Raw genomic sequence first — 14,902 nt, forward strand, 5'->3', positions numbered from 1 at the left:
CACCCGGTTTGCGTTCCGGGGGGACGTTCGTTGTATTCTTCTCACCGCGCCGAAGAGCAGTACGAGCTTCGATCGCAGCACGGCAGATTGCCCGAGCGGCCAATGGGAGCGGACTGTAAATCCGTCGGCTTATGCCTACGTAGGTTCGAATCCTACATCTGCCACACCTGGAACCCCGGCGAGTGTTTCTCTCGCTGGGGTTTCCATGTGAAGAGGACATGCATGGGCCGCTGACCACGTAATTTGGTACTGGGCGCTCGGAATGTGTAACCTCTTGGAGGCTTCAGCGCACGGCATGCGAGTGCTGATCCCGCCCCCTTAGCTCAGTCGGTAGAGCGTTTCCATGGTAAGGAAAAGGTCAACGGTTCGATTCCGTTAGGGGGCTCGCTGGATTGGATTGCTCGACGTCGAGTTCCTCACGTGGGATGGTAGACGATGAGCACCTGAGGCGGTGTAGCTCAGTTGGTAGAGCAAACGACTCATAATCGTTGCGTCGCCGGTTCAAGTCCGGTCACCGCTACACAGTAGGCAAGCACGACCAGTAGCACCCATGAACAGTCCTGATTGACCCAGATCAGATTTACCCGAAAGTAGGCGTCCAGTGGCCTCCTCCACCGATGTGCGGCCCAAGATCACCTTGGCCTGCGAGGTTTGCAAGCACCGCAACTACATCACCAAGAAGAACCGTCGGAACGACCCCGACCGCATCGAGCTGAAGAAGTTCTGCTCCAACTGCGGAACGCACCGGGCTCACCGCGAATCTCGCTAGATTGCACGGCTCGCTGGTTCGCAGTTCCGATCTCTAGTCGGCGCCCGGCGTTAGGTCACATTTTCTCCCCCTAACGGCTCTTGCGTCCAGGGTAGAAAAGGTTTTCCGTGTCACAAGCTCCACACGATGTCCCGACCATGGATGCATCCGCACACGCGGCGTCCATGGTCGGTTCTCATTTCCGCGTCGACGACTTCTACGAGGTCGGCCGCGAGAAGGTTCGTGAATACGCGCGTGCCGTCCAGGATTTTCATCCCGCGCATCACGACGAGGACGCAGCGAAGGGCCTCGGTTACGACGGTCTTCTCGCGCCCTTGACCTTTATTTCCCTGCTCGGGATCAGTGCGCAGACCCGGATGCTGCAAGAGGTCATCACCGGTTACGATCCGAGCCAGATTCTGCAGACCGACCAACGACTGGAATTCCATCGCCCGATTCAGGTCGGCGATCGAATCTTCTGCGACGTGTACCTCGAGTCCTTCCGGCAGATGAGCGGCAGCGACATCATGACCACGAAGAACATCATCACCGACCAGAACGGTGATCTCGTACAGACCACGTGGACGACCATCGTGGCGCGGACCGGCGGGGAGATCGACGAGAACATCGCCCATGCGGTCAAGGAAGTGATCAGGCATGGCGCTTCGTAGTTTCGACGACGTGTCCGTCGGCGAGGAGCTGCCCGAGCGAGTCGTGTCCTTGACCCGCGGCGACCTGGTGAACTACGCCGGTGTGTCCGGCGATCCCAACCCGATCCACTGGAGTGACGAAGTTGTCGCGCTGGCCGGATTGGACAACGTGATCGCGCACGGAATGCTGACGATGGGCCTCGGTGCCGGCTTCGTCACGTCATGGCTCGGCGATCCGGGTGCGGTCACCGAGTACAACGTGCGCTTCACCAGCTCGGTGTTCGTCCCGGCGGATTCGGCGGCGCAGGTCGAGTTCACCGGCAAGATCAAGACGATGGACGCCGAGGAGCGAACTGCCGTGATTGCCATCGTGGCGAAGTTCGAGGGCAAGAAGATTTTCGGGCGAGCTACCGCAACGGTACGTTTGGCCTGAGCATGTCGATCCGGCAGAAGTAGTTCGTGGCCGGGACGACGGGATTTATCTGTTCCGAAGAGTGTGCAGTACACTGAGATTTCTGGGGTAATCCGGCGCTCTGCGCTGCCCGCGTCCTCTTTCCGAGGTGACGTGGGCTCGAGCGTGTGAGTCGGATCGACACCAGAGCGGCCGAGAAGTTTCGGCCGAAGGGGCGTAGCTCAATTGGTAGAGCAACGGTCTCCAAAACCGTAGGTTGCAGGTTCAAGTCCTGTCGCCCCTGCCCAAGGTGTCAGCAACTGAGAGGAACGACGTGAGCGAGGAGCGCGGTAAGCGCGACGGTCGATCGGGGGAGTTCGAGGACTCTTCGGCCCCAGACGACGTCGTACCTGGCTCCGAGGGCCGTCTCTCCGATGCTGATACGTCTGCCGGTGGATCTTCTGCGGAGGCTGTCGTACCCACCGGTAAGCGATCGTCGAGCAGGGCACGCAGCACCGGTGCTTCCTCGGTGTCGATGACGAAGACTGCGACCGCGTCCACGAAAGCCACGTCCGGCAAGGGACGTTCGGGCAAGGCCAAAGCAGACAAGCGGCCCAACGTTTTTCTGCGGCTGCTGCAGTTCTTCCGCGAGGTTGTTGCCGAACTGCGCAAGGTCATCTGGCCGAACAAGAAGCAGATGGTCACCTACACCACCGTCGTGCTCGTCTTCCTGACGTTCATGGTCGCGTACATCAGCGGTCTCGACGTGTTGTTCATCAAGGGCGTCGGCTGGCTGTTCGGCTGACCGAGACGGCCGACTTTTCGACGATCGAACCGAGCAGGAAACTAGAGAAAGGGTGCTGACGTGAGCACGCCGCACAACGACGCCACCGAAGTGGCCGCATTCGACGCCGATGTCGAGGCGACCAAGCAGGGCCTCGAAGCGGAGCAGGCCGCTCAGGACCGCGAGACCGACGAAGCAATCAAGGCCGACGTGGCCGCTGCCGCCGGGGACGACGTTGCCGCCGAAGGCGACGAGGCCGCTGACGCCGACGTCACGGCAGAGCCCGAGGATCCCGTCGCCGAGATGAAGGCGGCTCTGCGTCGCGCTCCCGGCGACTGGTACGTCATCCACTCGTACGCCGGATACGAGAACAAGGTCAAGGCCAACCTCGAGACCCGTGTGCAGAACCTCGACGTCGGCGACTACATCTTCCAGGTGGAAGTTCCCACCGAAGAGGTCACCGAGATCAAGAACGGCCAGCGCAAGCAGGTCAACCGCAAGGTTCTGCCCGGCTACATCCTGGTCCGCATGGAACTCAACGACGAGTCCTGGGGCGCAGTGCGCAACACCCCCGGCGTCACCGGATTCGTCGGTGCGACGTCGCGTCCGTCACCGTTGACCATCAACGAGGTCGTCAAGTTCCTCATGCCGCAGGAAGGCGCCAAGAAGGACGCGAAAGCGACCGCAGGCGCAAGCGACCAGAGCGGCGACACCACGTCGAAGCCGACCATCGAGGTCGACTTCGAGGTCGGCGAGTCGGTCACCGTCATGGACGGCCCGTTCGCGACTCTCCCCGCCAGCATCAGCGAGGTCAACGCAGAGCAGCAGAAGCTCAAGGTGTTGGTATCGATCTTCGGCCGTGAAACCCCGGTCGAGCTCGGCTTCACCCAGGTCTCCAAGATCTAGAAGCCGCGCGCACAGACTTGCAGTAGCAACCGCAAGAAACCCGAGCGAATACAAGGAAAAAGAAATGCCCCCGAAGAAGAAGAAGCTAGCCGGGATCATCAAGCTTCAGATCCAGGCCGGTGCCGCCAACCCGGCACCGCCCGTCGGCCCCGCATTGGGCCAGCACGGCGTCAACATCATGGAGTTCTGCAAGGCGTACAACGCCGCGACCGAGTCGCAGCGCGGCAACGTCGTGCCGGTCGAGATCTCGGTCTACGAAGACCGCACGTTCGACTTCAAGCTCAAGACTCCTCCCGCTGCCAAGCTGCTGCTCAAGGCTGCAGGCGTGGCAAAGGGCTCCGGCGAGCCGCACAAGACCAAGGTCGCCAAGGTGACCATGGATCAGGTGCGCGAGATCGCCAAGACCAAGCAGGAAGACCTCAACGCCAACGACATCGATCAGGCCGCGAAGATCATCGCCGGCACTGCTCGCTCGATGGGCATCACGGTCGAAGGCTGATTACCAGCTCTCTGCAGTAACCGAAGTACACGTGGGAGAGCCGGCCAGGCTCGTCAACCACACTGAACTCGAACGAAGGACAGCAAGACATGGCAAAGCGCAGCAAGGCCTACCTCGAGCAGGCCGCAAAGATCGACCAGGACAACCTCTACTCGCCTCTCGAAGCCGCCAAGTTGGCCAAGGAGACCGCGTCGAGCAAGTTCGACCCCACCGTCGAGGTTGCAGTGCGACTCGGCGTCGATCCCCGCAAGGCGGATCAGATGGTGCGCGGCACCGTCAACCTTCCCCACGGCACCGGCAAGACCGCTCGGGTTATTGTTTTCGCCGCTGGTGAGAAGGCTGCAGAGGCCGAGGCAGCAGGAGCCGACGTCGTCGGAGCAGAAGATCTGATCGAGCGCATCCAGGGCGGATTCCTGGACTTCGACGCCGCGATCGCCACCCCCGATCAGATGGCCAAGGTCGGCCGCATCGCCCGTGTCCTCGGACCGCGTGGCCTGATGCCGAACCCGAAGACGGGCACGGTCACCAACGATGTGACCAAGGCCGTCAACGACATCAAGGGCGGCAAGATCAACTTCCGCGTCGACAAGCAGGCCAACCTGCACTTCGTCATCGGTAAGGCCTCGTTCGACGAGACCAAGCTGGTGGAGAACTACGGCGCTGCGCTGGACGAGATCCTGCGTGCGAAGCCGTCGTCGGCCAAGGGTCGTTACGTCAAGAAGGTCACCGTCTCGACCACCACCGGACCCGGCGTCCAGGTCGATCCGAACCGCACGCGCAACCTCCTCGAGGACGACGCGAACGCGTAATTTCGTAACTGCGAACGAAGGCCGGTCTCCCCAGGGAGGCCGGCCTTCGTCGTAGGGTCTTGCCGAGGATCTAGGCCGCGTTCGCGCGAGCGAAGTTGGCCAGGACGATGCCGCTGATGCGGTCGAGCAACGCGGCGGGTAGGTCGTGGGCCATGCCGTCGATCAGCGTCAGCTCGGCACCGGGAACGGCGCGGGCGATGGCCTTGCCGCACGAGGGTCGGACCAGTCTGTCGGCGGTCCCGTGAATGACGGTGGTCGGCGCGGTGATCTTCTTCGCGTACGGCCGCAGGCTGCCGGTGCCGGTGATCGCAGCCATCTGCCGCACGACGCCCGAGGGGTTGTAGTTCCGCTCGTACATGACCTGCGCGATCTCCAGTTGTTCCTCGAGCGGAGTGCGGAAGCCGGGAGAGCCGATGGTGGACAACGTCTTTGCCGAATGCGCGATGATTTCCTCTTTCGTGGCGTCCTTCCCGACGCCACCGAGCAGGGGCAGCAGGGCGCGTGGGTCCGGCGGAGGCAGGAACGGCTCGTTGGTGCTCGAGAAGAGAATGCCCACCGATTCGGTTCGTTCGGGGTAACTACCGGCGAAGACCTGAGTGATCATGCCGCCCATCGATGCACCGACGACGTGCACGGTATCGATGCCGAGGTGATCGAGTACTCCTACGGCGTCGGCGGCCATGTCGACGATCGTGTAGGGCACGTCGGAAGACATCCCGAGCTCGTGTCGGATCATCCGGAGGATCTGGGATCCCCGCACCTTCTGCCCGGTCATCTTCGTGGACAATCCGATGTCGCGGTTGTCGATGCGGATCACTCGGTATCCCGCATCGACGAGGCGGGTACAGAAATCCATGGGCCACAACGTCAATTGCGCGGACAGGCCCATGATCAGCAGGACCGCAGGGTCATCGACCGAACCCATGTCCTCGTACGCGATCTCGACGGAGTTCGCCGGCGCGATGCCTTGTTCGATTCTCATGGTGTCGTTCCTACCAGCCCGGCTCACCGAGTATGGGCACCACCAGGTAGCTCGGGCTTTCCGGGTCGATGCTGATGTCCTGTTTGCGTAGTCGAGTGCGCAGTAGGTCCGGCAAGATCGGGATGAACCGTGGTGTGTCGGTGGCGAATACGTCGACCCGGAGTCGGTGGCCAGTGGCGATGACGGCCTCGGTGGTGAGAATGTCGATATCGAGAACGATGGGTTCGCCGATGGGTACCGGAAGCAGCGCCGCTTCGGTGAGCGGGTGGTAGGGCCGGGTGTAGTCGCCGTTCGGCGCGAACAAGGAACGTTCGTCGTCCACGGCTCGACGCGAGGCCAGAAGAGCGCCGTTGCTGAGCACCGTCGAGGTCCCGTCGGGAGCGACGTCGCAGATCATGATGGCCCACAACGCTTCCCGTGCGTGGCAGATCACCCGAAGATGCAGATTCATCGGACCGGACAGGACGGCGTCCGACTCGGCAGCATCGGTGGTGAAGGTGACTGCGGCGCCCTCGGCGAATCGGTTGTCGTAGGTGAATCCACCACCGAACACGGCCGTCACCCCGGCCAGCACCTGCGTGGTGTCACGCGAGACGACGGCCCGCAACGAGGGCCGCACCGTCAGGACGTCGCGGGCTGTGGCAGGTTCGGTGGTGAGGCTGCCGTCGGCGACGGCATGGGCCGCGGTGCCCGAGGACGCTGCCGACAGGTACAGCCTTCGTGGCTGGGCCCGAGGGGCCGGAAAGCGGCCGTGCGCAGTCCAATTTCCGCCCTGTTGCCGCAGTGTGACGGGACCGTAGTTCTCTATTCCGTTGTCGACGTCGCGCAGCCACTTGTCGAACCAGGCCCGCTCGAGTACGTCGAGGCGCGGTGGAAATCCTGGTTCGCCGAATCCGATACCGGGGTTGCCGTGGTAGCCGTCGCCGACGAGCAACTGCTTCGATCCACGTTCGAGGGGGAGCCGGTTGTAGATGTCGGGAGCGGATCCGCCGAAGATGTCGTGCCAGCACCCGTACAGAAAGGTCGGTACCGCGATGTCCTCGATGACGGCGTCGATGGTGTCGTAGTACTCGTCGTCGTAGATTCGCGGATCTCGGCCTGTGACAAAGCCTTTGGCCAGATCGAGCAAATTGGTGGCGGGGGATCGCACGCGATCTCGGAGCCAGGTGAACGTATCGACTCCGCCGACGGCCGGTGCCCACTTCAACCCGTTGACGGCGGCGAGCCACAGCGGGATGAACGCCGATGTCGCGCCTCCGGTCGCGAAGATTTCGCGGACGATGTCCACCGAGCCCTCGACGGCGAAGATGGCGTCGAGCCCGGCGGGTTGCTTGGCCGCGGCCTGCAGCGAATTGATCGCGGAATACGAAATTCCGGCCATTCCCACCCTGCCGTTGCACCAGTACTGGCGTCGGGCCCACTCGATCACCTCGAGCGAATCGAGTTGTTCCCTGGGTCCCAGCACATCCCAGGTGCCCGAGGAACTACCGGTGCCGCGGACGTCGACGATCATCTGTACGTACCCACTGCGCACGAGGTGACGGTTCACCGAGAAAAGGTCCGCCGCCCCGCCTGCCACCACACGGGTGATTTCGGTGATGCCGTCGAATGCCGTTCCGGTGAGATCGAAGGCGGCCGAGAAGGCTCTGACAGCACGGCCGAGAACCGGCGTTTCGAGGATCGTGTCGATCCCCTTGATGAGCAGTTTGTTGTAGGGCGTGAGATTGAGGACGGTGGGAAAACTGCCCTCCACCGCGTGACCCGCTGCGTCCGCGGGGCGGATGACGTACGCGCGCAGCGCCGTGCCGTCGCTCATCGGGATACGAACGTTCGCCGAGACGGAGACCCTCGGAAAGCGCGGTTGTTCGCGCACGATGTCCGCCCACGCCGCTGCTGCGTCGCCGCCGCTGGGATCGCGTACGGGTTGCAGGAGGGGGTGGGGCGCCGTGGCAGTCATGAAGGTCGATTAGACCTTCGAACGACCCCGTTTGTCCTGCGGAACGCGGATCGGTCGTAATCTGCTCCAATAAATCTTGCGGTCTGCTGTGTTTGTTTGGGAACCTTCTCAACAAAAGTTGAGCGAGGCTATGGGGGGTACCAGACTTTTCTGGACAGCGAGTCGTGAGCCCGGGGGATTGCTACCTTCTGGCGGTCCGAAGTGACATGGGACACCGATCGTTGCAGGGGAGCGGGAATGCACGTAGAAGCACTGTTCGGAGATGGTTCGTTGCGTCCGGTCTGGCCGCACGCGGATGCACTGATCACCAATGAATGCCCGGGGCTTCGCTTCGGCGGGAAGTACGCGGACGTCGTTGCCTTGAGCAACGGCGATCCAACGGCGCTGCGGCCTTTCATCGACGAGGAAACCCGCCGCCGGGTCGCCGCGATGGCACCCGCGCGTACCGACACCGCGCTGGTGTTCGGTGCCAACGGCTTTCTCGGTGCTCACCTGATCGGTCGACTGACCCGCGATGCGGCAGTCGACGTCGTCTACGCGATGGTGCGCCCCACCGAGGAGGAATCGGCTCTCGAGCGTCTTCAGCGCACCTTCGACCAGTACGAGATCGCGGTGGATGCCGACAAGATTCGCATCGTCGAGGGCACACCCACGAAGTTCCGGTTCGGTCTCGACAAGGCTGCCTACTTCGATCTTGCTGCCGGAGTGGGGCAGATCTTCAATTGCGCCAGCTCGACCGATTACACCGAGAGCTATGCCGATCTGCGCGACGACTGGTTCGTGAGCGTCCTGCGCATTCTCGAATTCAGCATCACCTCCACGCGTAAGCACCTCACCTACGTCGGCAGCATCGGAGCGCACCTCTACCAGAAGCCCGAGGATTTCCGCCGCCCGGATTCGTGGTGGTACTCCGGCTACGCGCAGATGAAGTGGGTCAACGCAACGCTTCTCGGGTGGCTCTCGATGTCGGACACCTACTCCGTCACCCTGTGCGAGGCCCCCTACATTCTCGGAAGTACCGAACTCGGCCGTGATCCAGGACGGGTGTACAGCTTCTGGCGCATCATCGAACTGGCCATCGCCGCCGGTGCCATCTGGGACGGCCCGGGAATGAACTACGTTCCGGTGGACGTGATGTGCGACGTCATGGCCGGCAATGCGCTGCGCAGTCACCCGTTGACGCGGCTCCTACCGAGCAACCCCACCGGTTACGGCCACGACCTCTACGCCGAGCTGCTCGGACTCGACCTGGTGAGCTGGGACGAATTCAAAGAGCGCGTCAGTTCACGCATTTCGCCTCGATTTGCCGAGACGATGCTGGCCGACAACATCGATCAGCTGATGCGCCTGGTGCACAAGCCCGAGGCCATTCTGCCTGTCGACCATGACATCTCGTGGTGCGATCACCGTCGACTCTTCGAGCTCTACTTCGAGAAGGCGCAGCTCAAGACGCTCACGCCCGCCGTCGCTCACTGACGTGGCGGACGAATTCGAGCCGACGTCGGTACGTCTGCGCGATGTGTCGATGCACCGCGAGGTGACCAATGGCGTTCTCTCGCTCGGCTTCTACCTCGTCTGCGGGTTGATCGGACTCCTGCCCGGCGCGGCGAGAACGAGGGCGGCCGACGCATTCGTCGGCTGGTCGGAGAGCATCGACGAACAGCGGCACGCCTGATGTCTCTGGCACGGTGGGGCGTCGGTGCCGCTGCCGCGACGGCAGCTCCGTTCGCGCTGTTCGTCTACTGGCGAACCCGGTTCTTCTTTCGCGATCCGCATCGAGTACCGCCCGCCGATCCGCGGGCGGTACTGGCTCCTGCGGACGGCTTCGTCACGTACGTCAAACGAGTGGAGGCAGGCAGTACCGCGTTCGCAGTCAAGAAGGGGCGAACCATTGCCCTCGACGAGATCGCCGGCGTCGCCGCAGCCGACAGCGGGTACCTCATCGGCATCTACATGTCCGAATACTCGGTACACCGCAATCGAATTCCGATCTCGGGCATCGTCAGGATGCGCCGACACCGATCTGCGGCACCGTTCAACAAGTCGATGGCCCGGGTCGGGGCCAATCTGTTGACGCGGCGAACTCCGTACGACGTGGGCTGCGACTACCTGCTCACCAACGAACGACTCACTGTGTCGATCGAGCATGCGTGCGGAGCCGTGGTGACGGTGACGCAGATAGCCGACCTGTGGGTCAATCGCATCGTTGCGCACATAGTGGTGGGCGACACCGTCGAACGCGGAGAGCAGTACGGGATGATCCGTTTCGGTTCTCAATGCGACGTGTTCGTCCCCGACGCGCTGGTCGAGAGCATCTCCATCCGGCCGGGGCAGTACGTGTTCGCGGGGGAGACGGTCGTAGCTCGCTCGCCGATATCTGTGTCCGACACACCATCTCGTGAGAAGGAACGATGATCACCGTCGAACAAGTCGTGTCCGGAAAAGACTGGAAGGAATTCCAGGCCGTCACCGATCTGGTGTACCGGGACGATCCGCACCGATTGCCGGACGAGCCGATGGATCTCGATCGCATCCTGATCTCCCCGCCGGCCGCCATCGCGTCGACGCGGGATACGTGTGCGTTCGTCGCCCGTGAGAACGGCGTCGCCGTCGGCCGGATCGTGGCCATCCACGACACCGGTTTCACCGACTACACCGGTGAGTCGATCGGATTCTTCGGGTTCTACGAGGCGATCGACGACCACGAGATCGCGGCGGGTCTGCTCGATGCCGCCGCGGCCTGGTTGGCGGCGCGCGGGCTGGCGACCATGTCCGGGCCGTTCGGGCCGTCGATGTTCTACAGCGCGGGCATCGTCGTCGACGAAGTACCCGTTCTGCCACTGGTGGGAATGCCGCACAACCCGCTGTACTACGCCGCCCACTTCGAGAAGTGGGGCCTGGTGGGCATCAAGGACTTCTACAGCTACCTGTTCGACGATCCGTGCGTCATCTACAACCGTCCCGAATACGCCCGGCACATGCAGATTTTCGAGAAGATCAAAGCGCGGTCCGAGGTCACGTTCCGGTCGATGAAGTATCGGACGGTACGTCGCGACGCGCGCATAGTGCAGGACCTCTACAACAAGACGTTCGTGAACTTCTGGGGTTACTCGCCGCTGTCGTTCGTCGAGCTGTTCGAGCTGTTGAAGATGATGTTGCCCGTCCTCGATCGCCGCCTCACCCTTTTGGCGGAGTTGAACGGCAAGCCCGTCGGATTCCTGATGGGCATACCGGACGTCAACCAGGCCGCGGCCAAGGCGGCACACCTGAAGTCCAGGTGGCTGCGAGACCTCGTGACGCTCTGGCACGTCAAACGGCCCGGTCGAACCGACGTGATCGACGGCGTTCGCGTCGACATGTTGTTCGTCGATCCCGAGTGCCCCGATCGAGCGGTGTCGTCGCTGCTCATCATGGAGATGTCGGTGCGGATGCGCGATCTCGGATTCACCAGGGTCGAGGCCGCTCCGGTACTCGACGACAGTCCCTGGATGAAAGGGTCGGTGCTCACGCGCATGGAGCAATCACCGCACCGCACCTACCGAATCTTCAGCCGCGAGCTTCCGCAGACATGACCGGGGTGGCAGTGCTGGAATCCCCTCGACGACGGCGCAGCATCGGTGATCGTTGGGGCCGAACGGTCGCGCGTCATCGCTGGGCGGTGCTGGCCGTCTGGCTGGTGCTGGCCGTGGGGTCTGCGATCCTGTATCCCGCGCTGCAGAACTCCTTGGTGGGAGCCAACTTCTCCGTTCCGGGAACCGAGTCCAGCCGCGCCGACCAACTCCTCGAACAGCACTTCGCGTCCTTCGGTTCCGAACAGCTCGTCGTCACGTTCACCTCGGATGCGGTCGACAGCCGGAACCCCGCCTTTCGCGAACGGGTGGGGGAGGTCGTCTCCTCGCTGAGGCAGTCACCGGACGTAGTGCGTGTGGTCGATCCCTACGAGAGCGCCGGATTCGTCCCGACGATCTCCGCGGACGGAACGTCGGCGTTGGCGTTCGTCGGCGTGGGCGGAGACCCGCGTGATCGCATTGCCGTGGCCGAACGGATCCAGGAGCTGATCGACGGTGCATCCCGCGACGGCATCGAGGTCGCGGTCACCGGCTATTCCCCGATGACGGTGGACCTGACGAAGGTCGAATCCGACGACGCCGTGCGCGCCGAAAGCATCGGACTGCCGATCGCGTTGGTGTTGCTGATCCTGGCCCTGGGTTCGGTGGTCGCCGGCGTCGTTCCGCTCGTCACCACCGGAATCGGAGTGCTGGCCGCCTTCGGTGTGTTCGCTCTCCTGTCCAACGTCATGACCTTCGACGTGCTGGTGACGACGGTGGCGTCGATGTTCGGGCTCGGCCTCGGGATCGATTACGCACTGTTCATCGTCAGCCGATTCCGCGAGGAGATGAACCGGGCCGTTCCGGGCGAGCCCGGGGGCCGTGCTCGAACGGAGGCTGCCGTCGGTGCTGCGATGGGAACGGCCGGGCATACGATCGTCATCTCCGGCTTGGTGGTGCTCATTGCTCTCGGTGCGTTGGCCATCGTCGACGTCCCTGCGGTGCAGAGCATTTCGTTCGTCGTCGCCTTGACGGTGGCGTGTGTCGTCATCGTGGCGTGGACCTTGTTGCCCGCCATCCTCGCCGTGCTCGGTTCGAGAATCTCCGGACTGTCACTCCCACAGCGCTTCCAACCACCATCGGTGGGTGAACACGCCGCAGCCGTCCCCACGTGGTGGTCGCGGTGGGCTCGCCACGTCATCGAACGGCCCTGGCGCTACACCGCCGTCACCGCGGCAATCCTGTTCGCCTGCCTCGCACCGATCGGTTCCATCCAGTACGGCGTCGATCTCGGAGCCGACGCGCTGAGTGCCGAACCGAGCGGTAGAGCGAACGCGGTACTGACCGACAAGTTCGCTCCCGGCACCATCTCGCCGATCACCGTGGTGTTCACCGGCGAGGACGACCGCCCTCTCGACCCAGTCCAGACGGCAACGGTCGCGTCCTTCGCCGACGACGTTCGCGCCGATGGTCGGGTCGAGTACGCATTGGCCCAGCAGGACGACGGTCGGACGCTGTTGATCGTGGTCCCGTCGGTGCCGATCGATTCGACCGACGCCTCCGACCTCGTCACGTCGATCAGATCGCAAGCGCTGGTGGCGGGGGAACGTGACGGGACGAACGTCTCGGTCGGTGGGACCACCGCGCTGGTGGTCGACGCCTCTCGGGAGATCTCTGGCAAATTCCTCTGGGTCGTCGCCGCAGTCCTGGCCTTCTCCCTGGTGTACCTGGGCATCGTCTTCCGAAGCGTGGTGATTCCGGTGAAGGCAGTGGCCATGAACGTACTGGTGACCGGTGCCGCGTTGGGAGCCACGGTGGCGGTGTTCCAGTGGGGTTGGGGTTCGTCGCTCCTCGGATTCGAGAGCCCGGGCTACATCCAGGTCTATCTGCCGGTCACCGTCTTCGCGGTCGTCTTCGGGCTCTCGATGGACTACGAGGTGTTCCTGATCGGCCGCATGCGAGAAGTGTTCGTGCGCAACGACGGAACCGACACGGGTGACGCCAACGACACCGCAATCGTCGACGGGCTGGAACACACTGCCAGGCCGATCACCGCGGCAGCAGCGATCATGATCGCGGTGTTCGCGAGCTTCCTCACCGCCGACGTACTCGAGCTGCAACAGTTCGGCTTCGCGCTCGCCGTCGCTGTGCTGTTCGACGCCGTGTTGGTCCGGATGATGATGGTGCCCGCGATGATGAAGCTGTTCGGCGCGCGAAACTGGTGGCCCGGTTCGCGGGATCGTCAGGTGTTCGGCAACTGAGCCGACGCCAGCACGGAGCCGTCGGAACTGCGGATCTCGATCTCGGTGACGTCGCCGCGCAAAACGGCTGCGTTCATGCGGCACTCGATGGTGACGTCGCTTCCGAGGAACGTGCCGGACGGGAGTTCGGTGCCCGACCGATCGACGAGAACAACCTCGTACGGACCCCGCTCGGATATGCCGTCCATGTCGAGGAAGGTCTCCGTGCCCCAGGTATGGGCAACGAGGCCGCCCTCGATGTCCACGTTCGGCCTGCTCGTGGTGAAGGCGACCTGCTCGTAGGCACCGAGGGTTCCCGGAGGGCCGGTGATCGCGGCCGCCGGCTGCTCGGGTTTCGCTCGAAAGGCGTCGACGCCGAGGACGACGCCACCGCCGACCACCAGTCCCACTACTGCCGCTGCAGCCATCAGGCCGGTAGACCTGCGCCGCCCGCCGAATCGCGGCGCGTCCTTTCCTCGATCACGCGGTGGCCACACCGAGTCGCCCGTCGAACCCAGAACTCGCTCGCGCAGATCGGGTGACGCCGAAAATTCGAGCCACGGTCCGGCCGGACCGCGAGAACCGACAGTCTCGGTCAACGCACGCAGTTCGGCGATGTCGATGTCGACGGTGGGATCGGACGCTGCGAGCTCGCGTAGTTCTGCACTCTCGGTGTCGTCGAGGTCGTCGGCGACGGCAGCGGCGATCAGTTCGGCTCGGCGATCGTCTCGGGCGTTCATGCTTCCTCCTGTCCGTCGAGGTGGTCTCGGAGCGCCCTCAATGCGTAGAAGGCGCGGGTGCGCAGTGTTCGGACGGCCACTCCCGTCGACTCGGACAGCTCCGCATAGGTCGTTCCGGCCAGATGAACGGCCACGACGACCTGCCGGTGATCGGGAGAAAGCAGTGCGAGCGCGGCGATGATGCGCAGCCGCTCGTCGACGTCGGGACTGGTGTCTCGCGAGATCGCGACCGACCAACGGTCGACGTCCTCGATCCGTTCCGACGCCGGCATCGGCATTCTGGTGAGCGACCGTTGCACGTCGACGATGACGTTGCGTTCGATGGCGAACAACCACGTTCGCAGCGATCCACGTCCGGGCTCGAAGCGGGAACGCGCCCGCCATGCGCGCAGGAACGTCTCCTGAACACAATCCTCGGCGAGCGTCCGGTCGCGCAGAGCGTTGACGGCGAAACCGAGCATGGCCGACGCGTGCTCGTCGTACGCGGCAGTGACGTCGAAGTCCAGTTCGATCACGCTCCCGATGCTCATGACAGTGATTACGTCGACGGACACCCGGGCGTTCATTTCCGGGACTGGAATATTTCCTTACCGAGCTTTGAACATCGTGGCATCAGCGGTCGTACTCCACCGCGAGGGGCGCCTGGCG

16 protein-coding genes and 4 tRNA genes are annotated in these 14,902 nt (G+C 63.4%); 16 read left to right on the forward strand and 4 right to left on the reverse strand.

Going from position 1 to position 14,902, the window contains the following annotated elements:
• Window positions 1-81 precede the first annotated feature (81 nt).
• From ASG84_RS01225 to rplA, 11 genes are all read left to right on the forward strand, one after another.
• A tRNA-Tyr gene (locus ASG84_RS01225) sits at window positions 82-164 on the forward strand.
• A gap of 148 nt (window positions 165-312) precedes the next feature.
• Window positions 313-385, forward strand: a tRNA-Thr gene (locus ASG84_RS01230).
• A gap of 62 nt (window positions 386-447) precedes the next feature.
• Window positions 448-520 (forward strand) — tRNA-Met (locus tag ASG84_RS01235).
• Between the two features lie 81 nt (window positions 521-601).
• The gene (rpmG, locus tag ASG84_RS01240; RefSeq protein ID WP_027498281.1) at window positions 602-769 is read left to right on the forward strand and encodes a 50S ribosomal protein L33; all 168 of its coding nucleotides are present in this window, start codon (window positions 602-604) and stop codon (window positions 767-769) included.
• Between the two features lie 137 nt (window positions 770-906).
• Window positions 907-1,419, forward strand: a complete 513-nt coding sequence (gene hadA, locus ASG84_RS01245) for a (3R)-hydroxyacyl-ACP dehydratase subunit HadA (protein WP_057475222.1) — start codon at window positions 907-909, stop codon at window positions 1,417-1,419.
• Entirely contained in the window at window positions 1,406-1,831 is a 426-nt protein-coding gene (gene hadB, locus ASG84_RS01250; protein WP_057475223.1) for a (3R)-hydroxyacyl-ACP dehydratase subunit HadB, read from the forward strand. Before hadA ends, hadB begins: the two co-directional genes overlap by 14 nt.
• Window positions 1,832-2,020: 189 nt before the next feature.
• Window positions 2,021-2,093: transfer RNA gene (locus ASG84_RS01255), tRNA-Trp, on the forward strand.
• Between the two features lie 30 nt (window positions 2,094-2,123).
• On the forward strand, window positions 2,124-2,594 hold the full coding sequence (gene secE, locus ASG84_RS01260) for a preprotein translocase subunit SecE (protein ID WP_057475496.1): 471 nt from the start codon (window positions 2,124-2,126) through the stop codon (window positions 2,592-2,594).
• Between the two features lie 60 nt (window positions 2,595-2,654).
• Complete coding sequence (nusG, locus tag ASG84_RS01265; RefSeq protein WP_027498277.1) at window positions 2,655-3,479, forward strand: transcription termination/antitermination protein NusG; 825 nt, start codon at window positions 2,655-2,657, stop codon at window positions 3,477-3,479.
• A gap of 64 nt (window positions 3,480-3,543) precedes the next feature.
• Entirely contained in the window at window positions 3,544-3,978 is a 435-nt protein-coding gene (gene rplK / locus ASG84_RS01270) for a 50S ribosomal protein L11 (protein WP_008713829.1), read from the forward strand.
• Between the two features lie 89 nt (window positions 3,979-4,067).
• Window positions 4,068-4,787: a 50S ribosomal protein L1 gene (gene rplA / locus ASG84_RS01275; RefSeq protein ID WP_027498276.1), complete on the forward strand. Its 720-nt coding sequence runs from the start codon at window positions 4,068-4,070 to the stop codon at window positions 4,785-4,787.
• 70 nt (window positions 4,788-4,857) lie between these two features.
• Here rplA and ASG84_RS01280 read toward each other — a convergent pair whose 3' ends face one another.
• Window positions 4,858-5,769, reverse strand: a complete 912-nt coding sequence (locus ASG84_RS01280) for an alpha/beta fold hydrolase (protein WP_057475224.1) — start codon at window positions 5,767-5,769, stop codon at window positions 4,858-4,860.
• 10 nt (window positions 5,770-5,779) lie between these two features.
• Window positions 5,780-7,726 (reverse strand): CocE/NonD family hydrolase, encoded by a 1,947-nt coding sequence (locus tag ASG84_RS01285; RefSeq protein ID WP_057475225.1) that lies wholly within the window; start codon window positions 7,724-7,726, stop codon window positions 5,780-5,782.
• 237 nt (window positions 7,727-7,963) lie between these two features.
• Between ASG84_RS01285 and ASG84_RS01290 the strand changes: the two genes are divergently transcribed.
• The 5 genes from ASG84_RS01290 to ASG84_RS01310 are packed head-to-tail and all read left to right on the forward strand — an operon-like array spanning window position 7,964 to window position 13,535.
• The gene (locus tag ASG84_RS01290) at window positions 7,964-9,202 is read left to right on the forward strand and encodes an SDR family oxidoreductase (RefSeq protein WP_057475226.1); all 1,239 of its coding nucleotides are present in this window, start codon (window positions 7,964-7,966) and stop codon (window positions 9,200-9,202) included.
• Window position 9,203: 1 nt separating this feature from the next.
• Complete coding sequence (locus tag ASG84_RS01295; RefSeq protein ID WP_057475227.1) at window positions 9,204-9,401, forward strand: hypothetical protein; 198 nt, start codon at window positions 9,204-9,206, stop codon at window positions 9,399-9,401.
• Window positions 9,401-10,141 (forward strand): phosphatidylserine decarboxylase, encoded by a 741-nt coding sequence (locus ASG84_RS01300; protein ID WP_057475228.1) that lies wholly within the window; start codon window positions 9,401-9,403, stop codon window positions 10,139-10,141. The genes ASG84_RS01295 and ASG84_RS01300 overlap by 1 nt, the downstream gene beginning before the upstream one ends.
• A complete protein-coding gene (locus ASG84_RS01305; RefSeq protein WP_057475229.1) occupies window positions 10,138-11,298 on the forward strand; it encodes a hypothetical protein in 1,161 nt (386 codons plus the stop codon). Before ASG84_RS01300 ends, ASG84_RS01305 begins: the two co-directional genes overlap by 4 nt.
• The gene (locus ASG84_RS01310; protein WP_057475230.1) at window positions 11,295-13,535 is read left to right on the forward strand and encodes an MMPL family transporter; all 2,241 of its coding nucleotides are present in this window, start codon (window positions 11,295-11,297) and stop codon (window positions 13,533-13,535) included. Before ASG84_RS01305 ends, ASG84_RS01310 begins: the two co-directional genes overlap by 4 nt.
• Here ASG84_RS01310 and ASG84_RS01315 read toward each other — a convergent pair.
• A complete protein-coding gene (locus ASG84_RS01315) occupies window positions 13,517-14,254 on the reverse strand; it encodes a hypothetical protein (protein ID WP_057475231.1) in 738 nt (245 codons plus the stop codon). The genes ASG84_RS01310 and ASG84_RS01315 overlap by 19 nt on opposite strands.
• Complete coding sequence (locus tag ASG84_RS01320; RefSeq protein WP_235581484.1) at window positions 14,251-14,808, reverse strand: RNA polymerase sigma factor; 558 nt, start codon at window positions 14,806-14,808, stop codon at window positions 14,251-14,253. The genes ASG84_RS01315 and ASG84_RS01320 overlap by 4 nt, the downstream gene beginning before the upstream one ends.
• Window positions 14,809-14,902 lie beyond the last annotated feature (94 nt).

It is taken from the genome of Rhodococcus sp. Leaf278, from assembly GCF_001426085.1.
GTDB lineage: Bacteria > Actinomycetota > Actinomycetes > Mycobacteriales > Mycobacteriaceae > Rhodococcoides.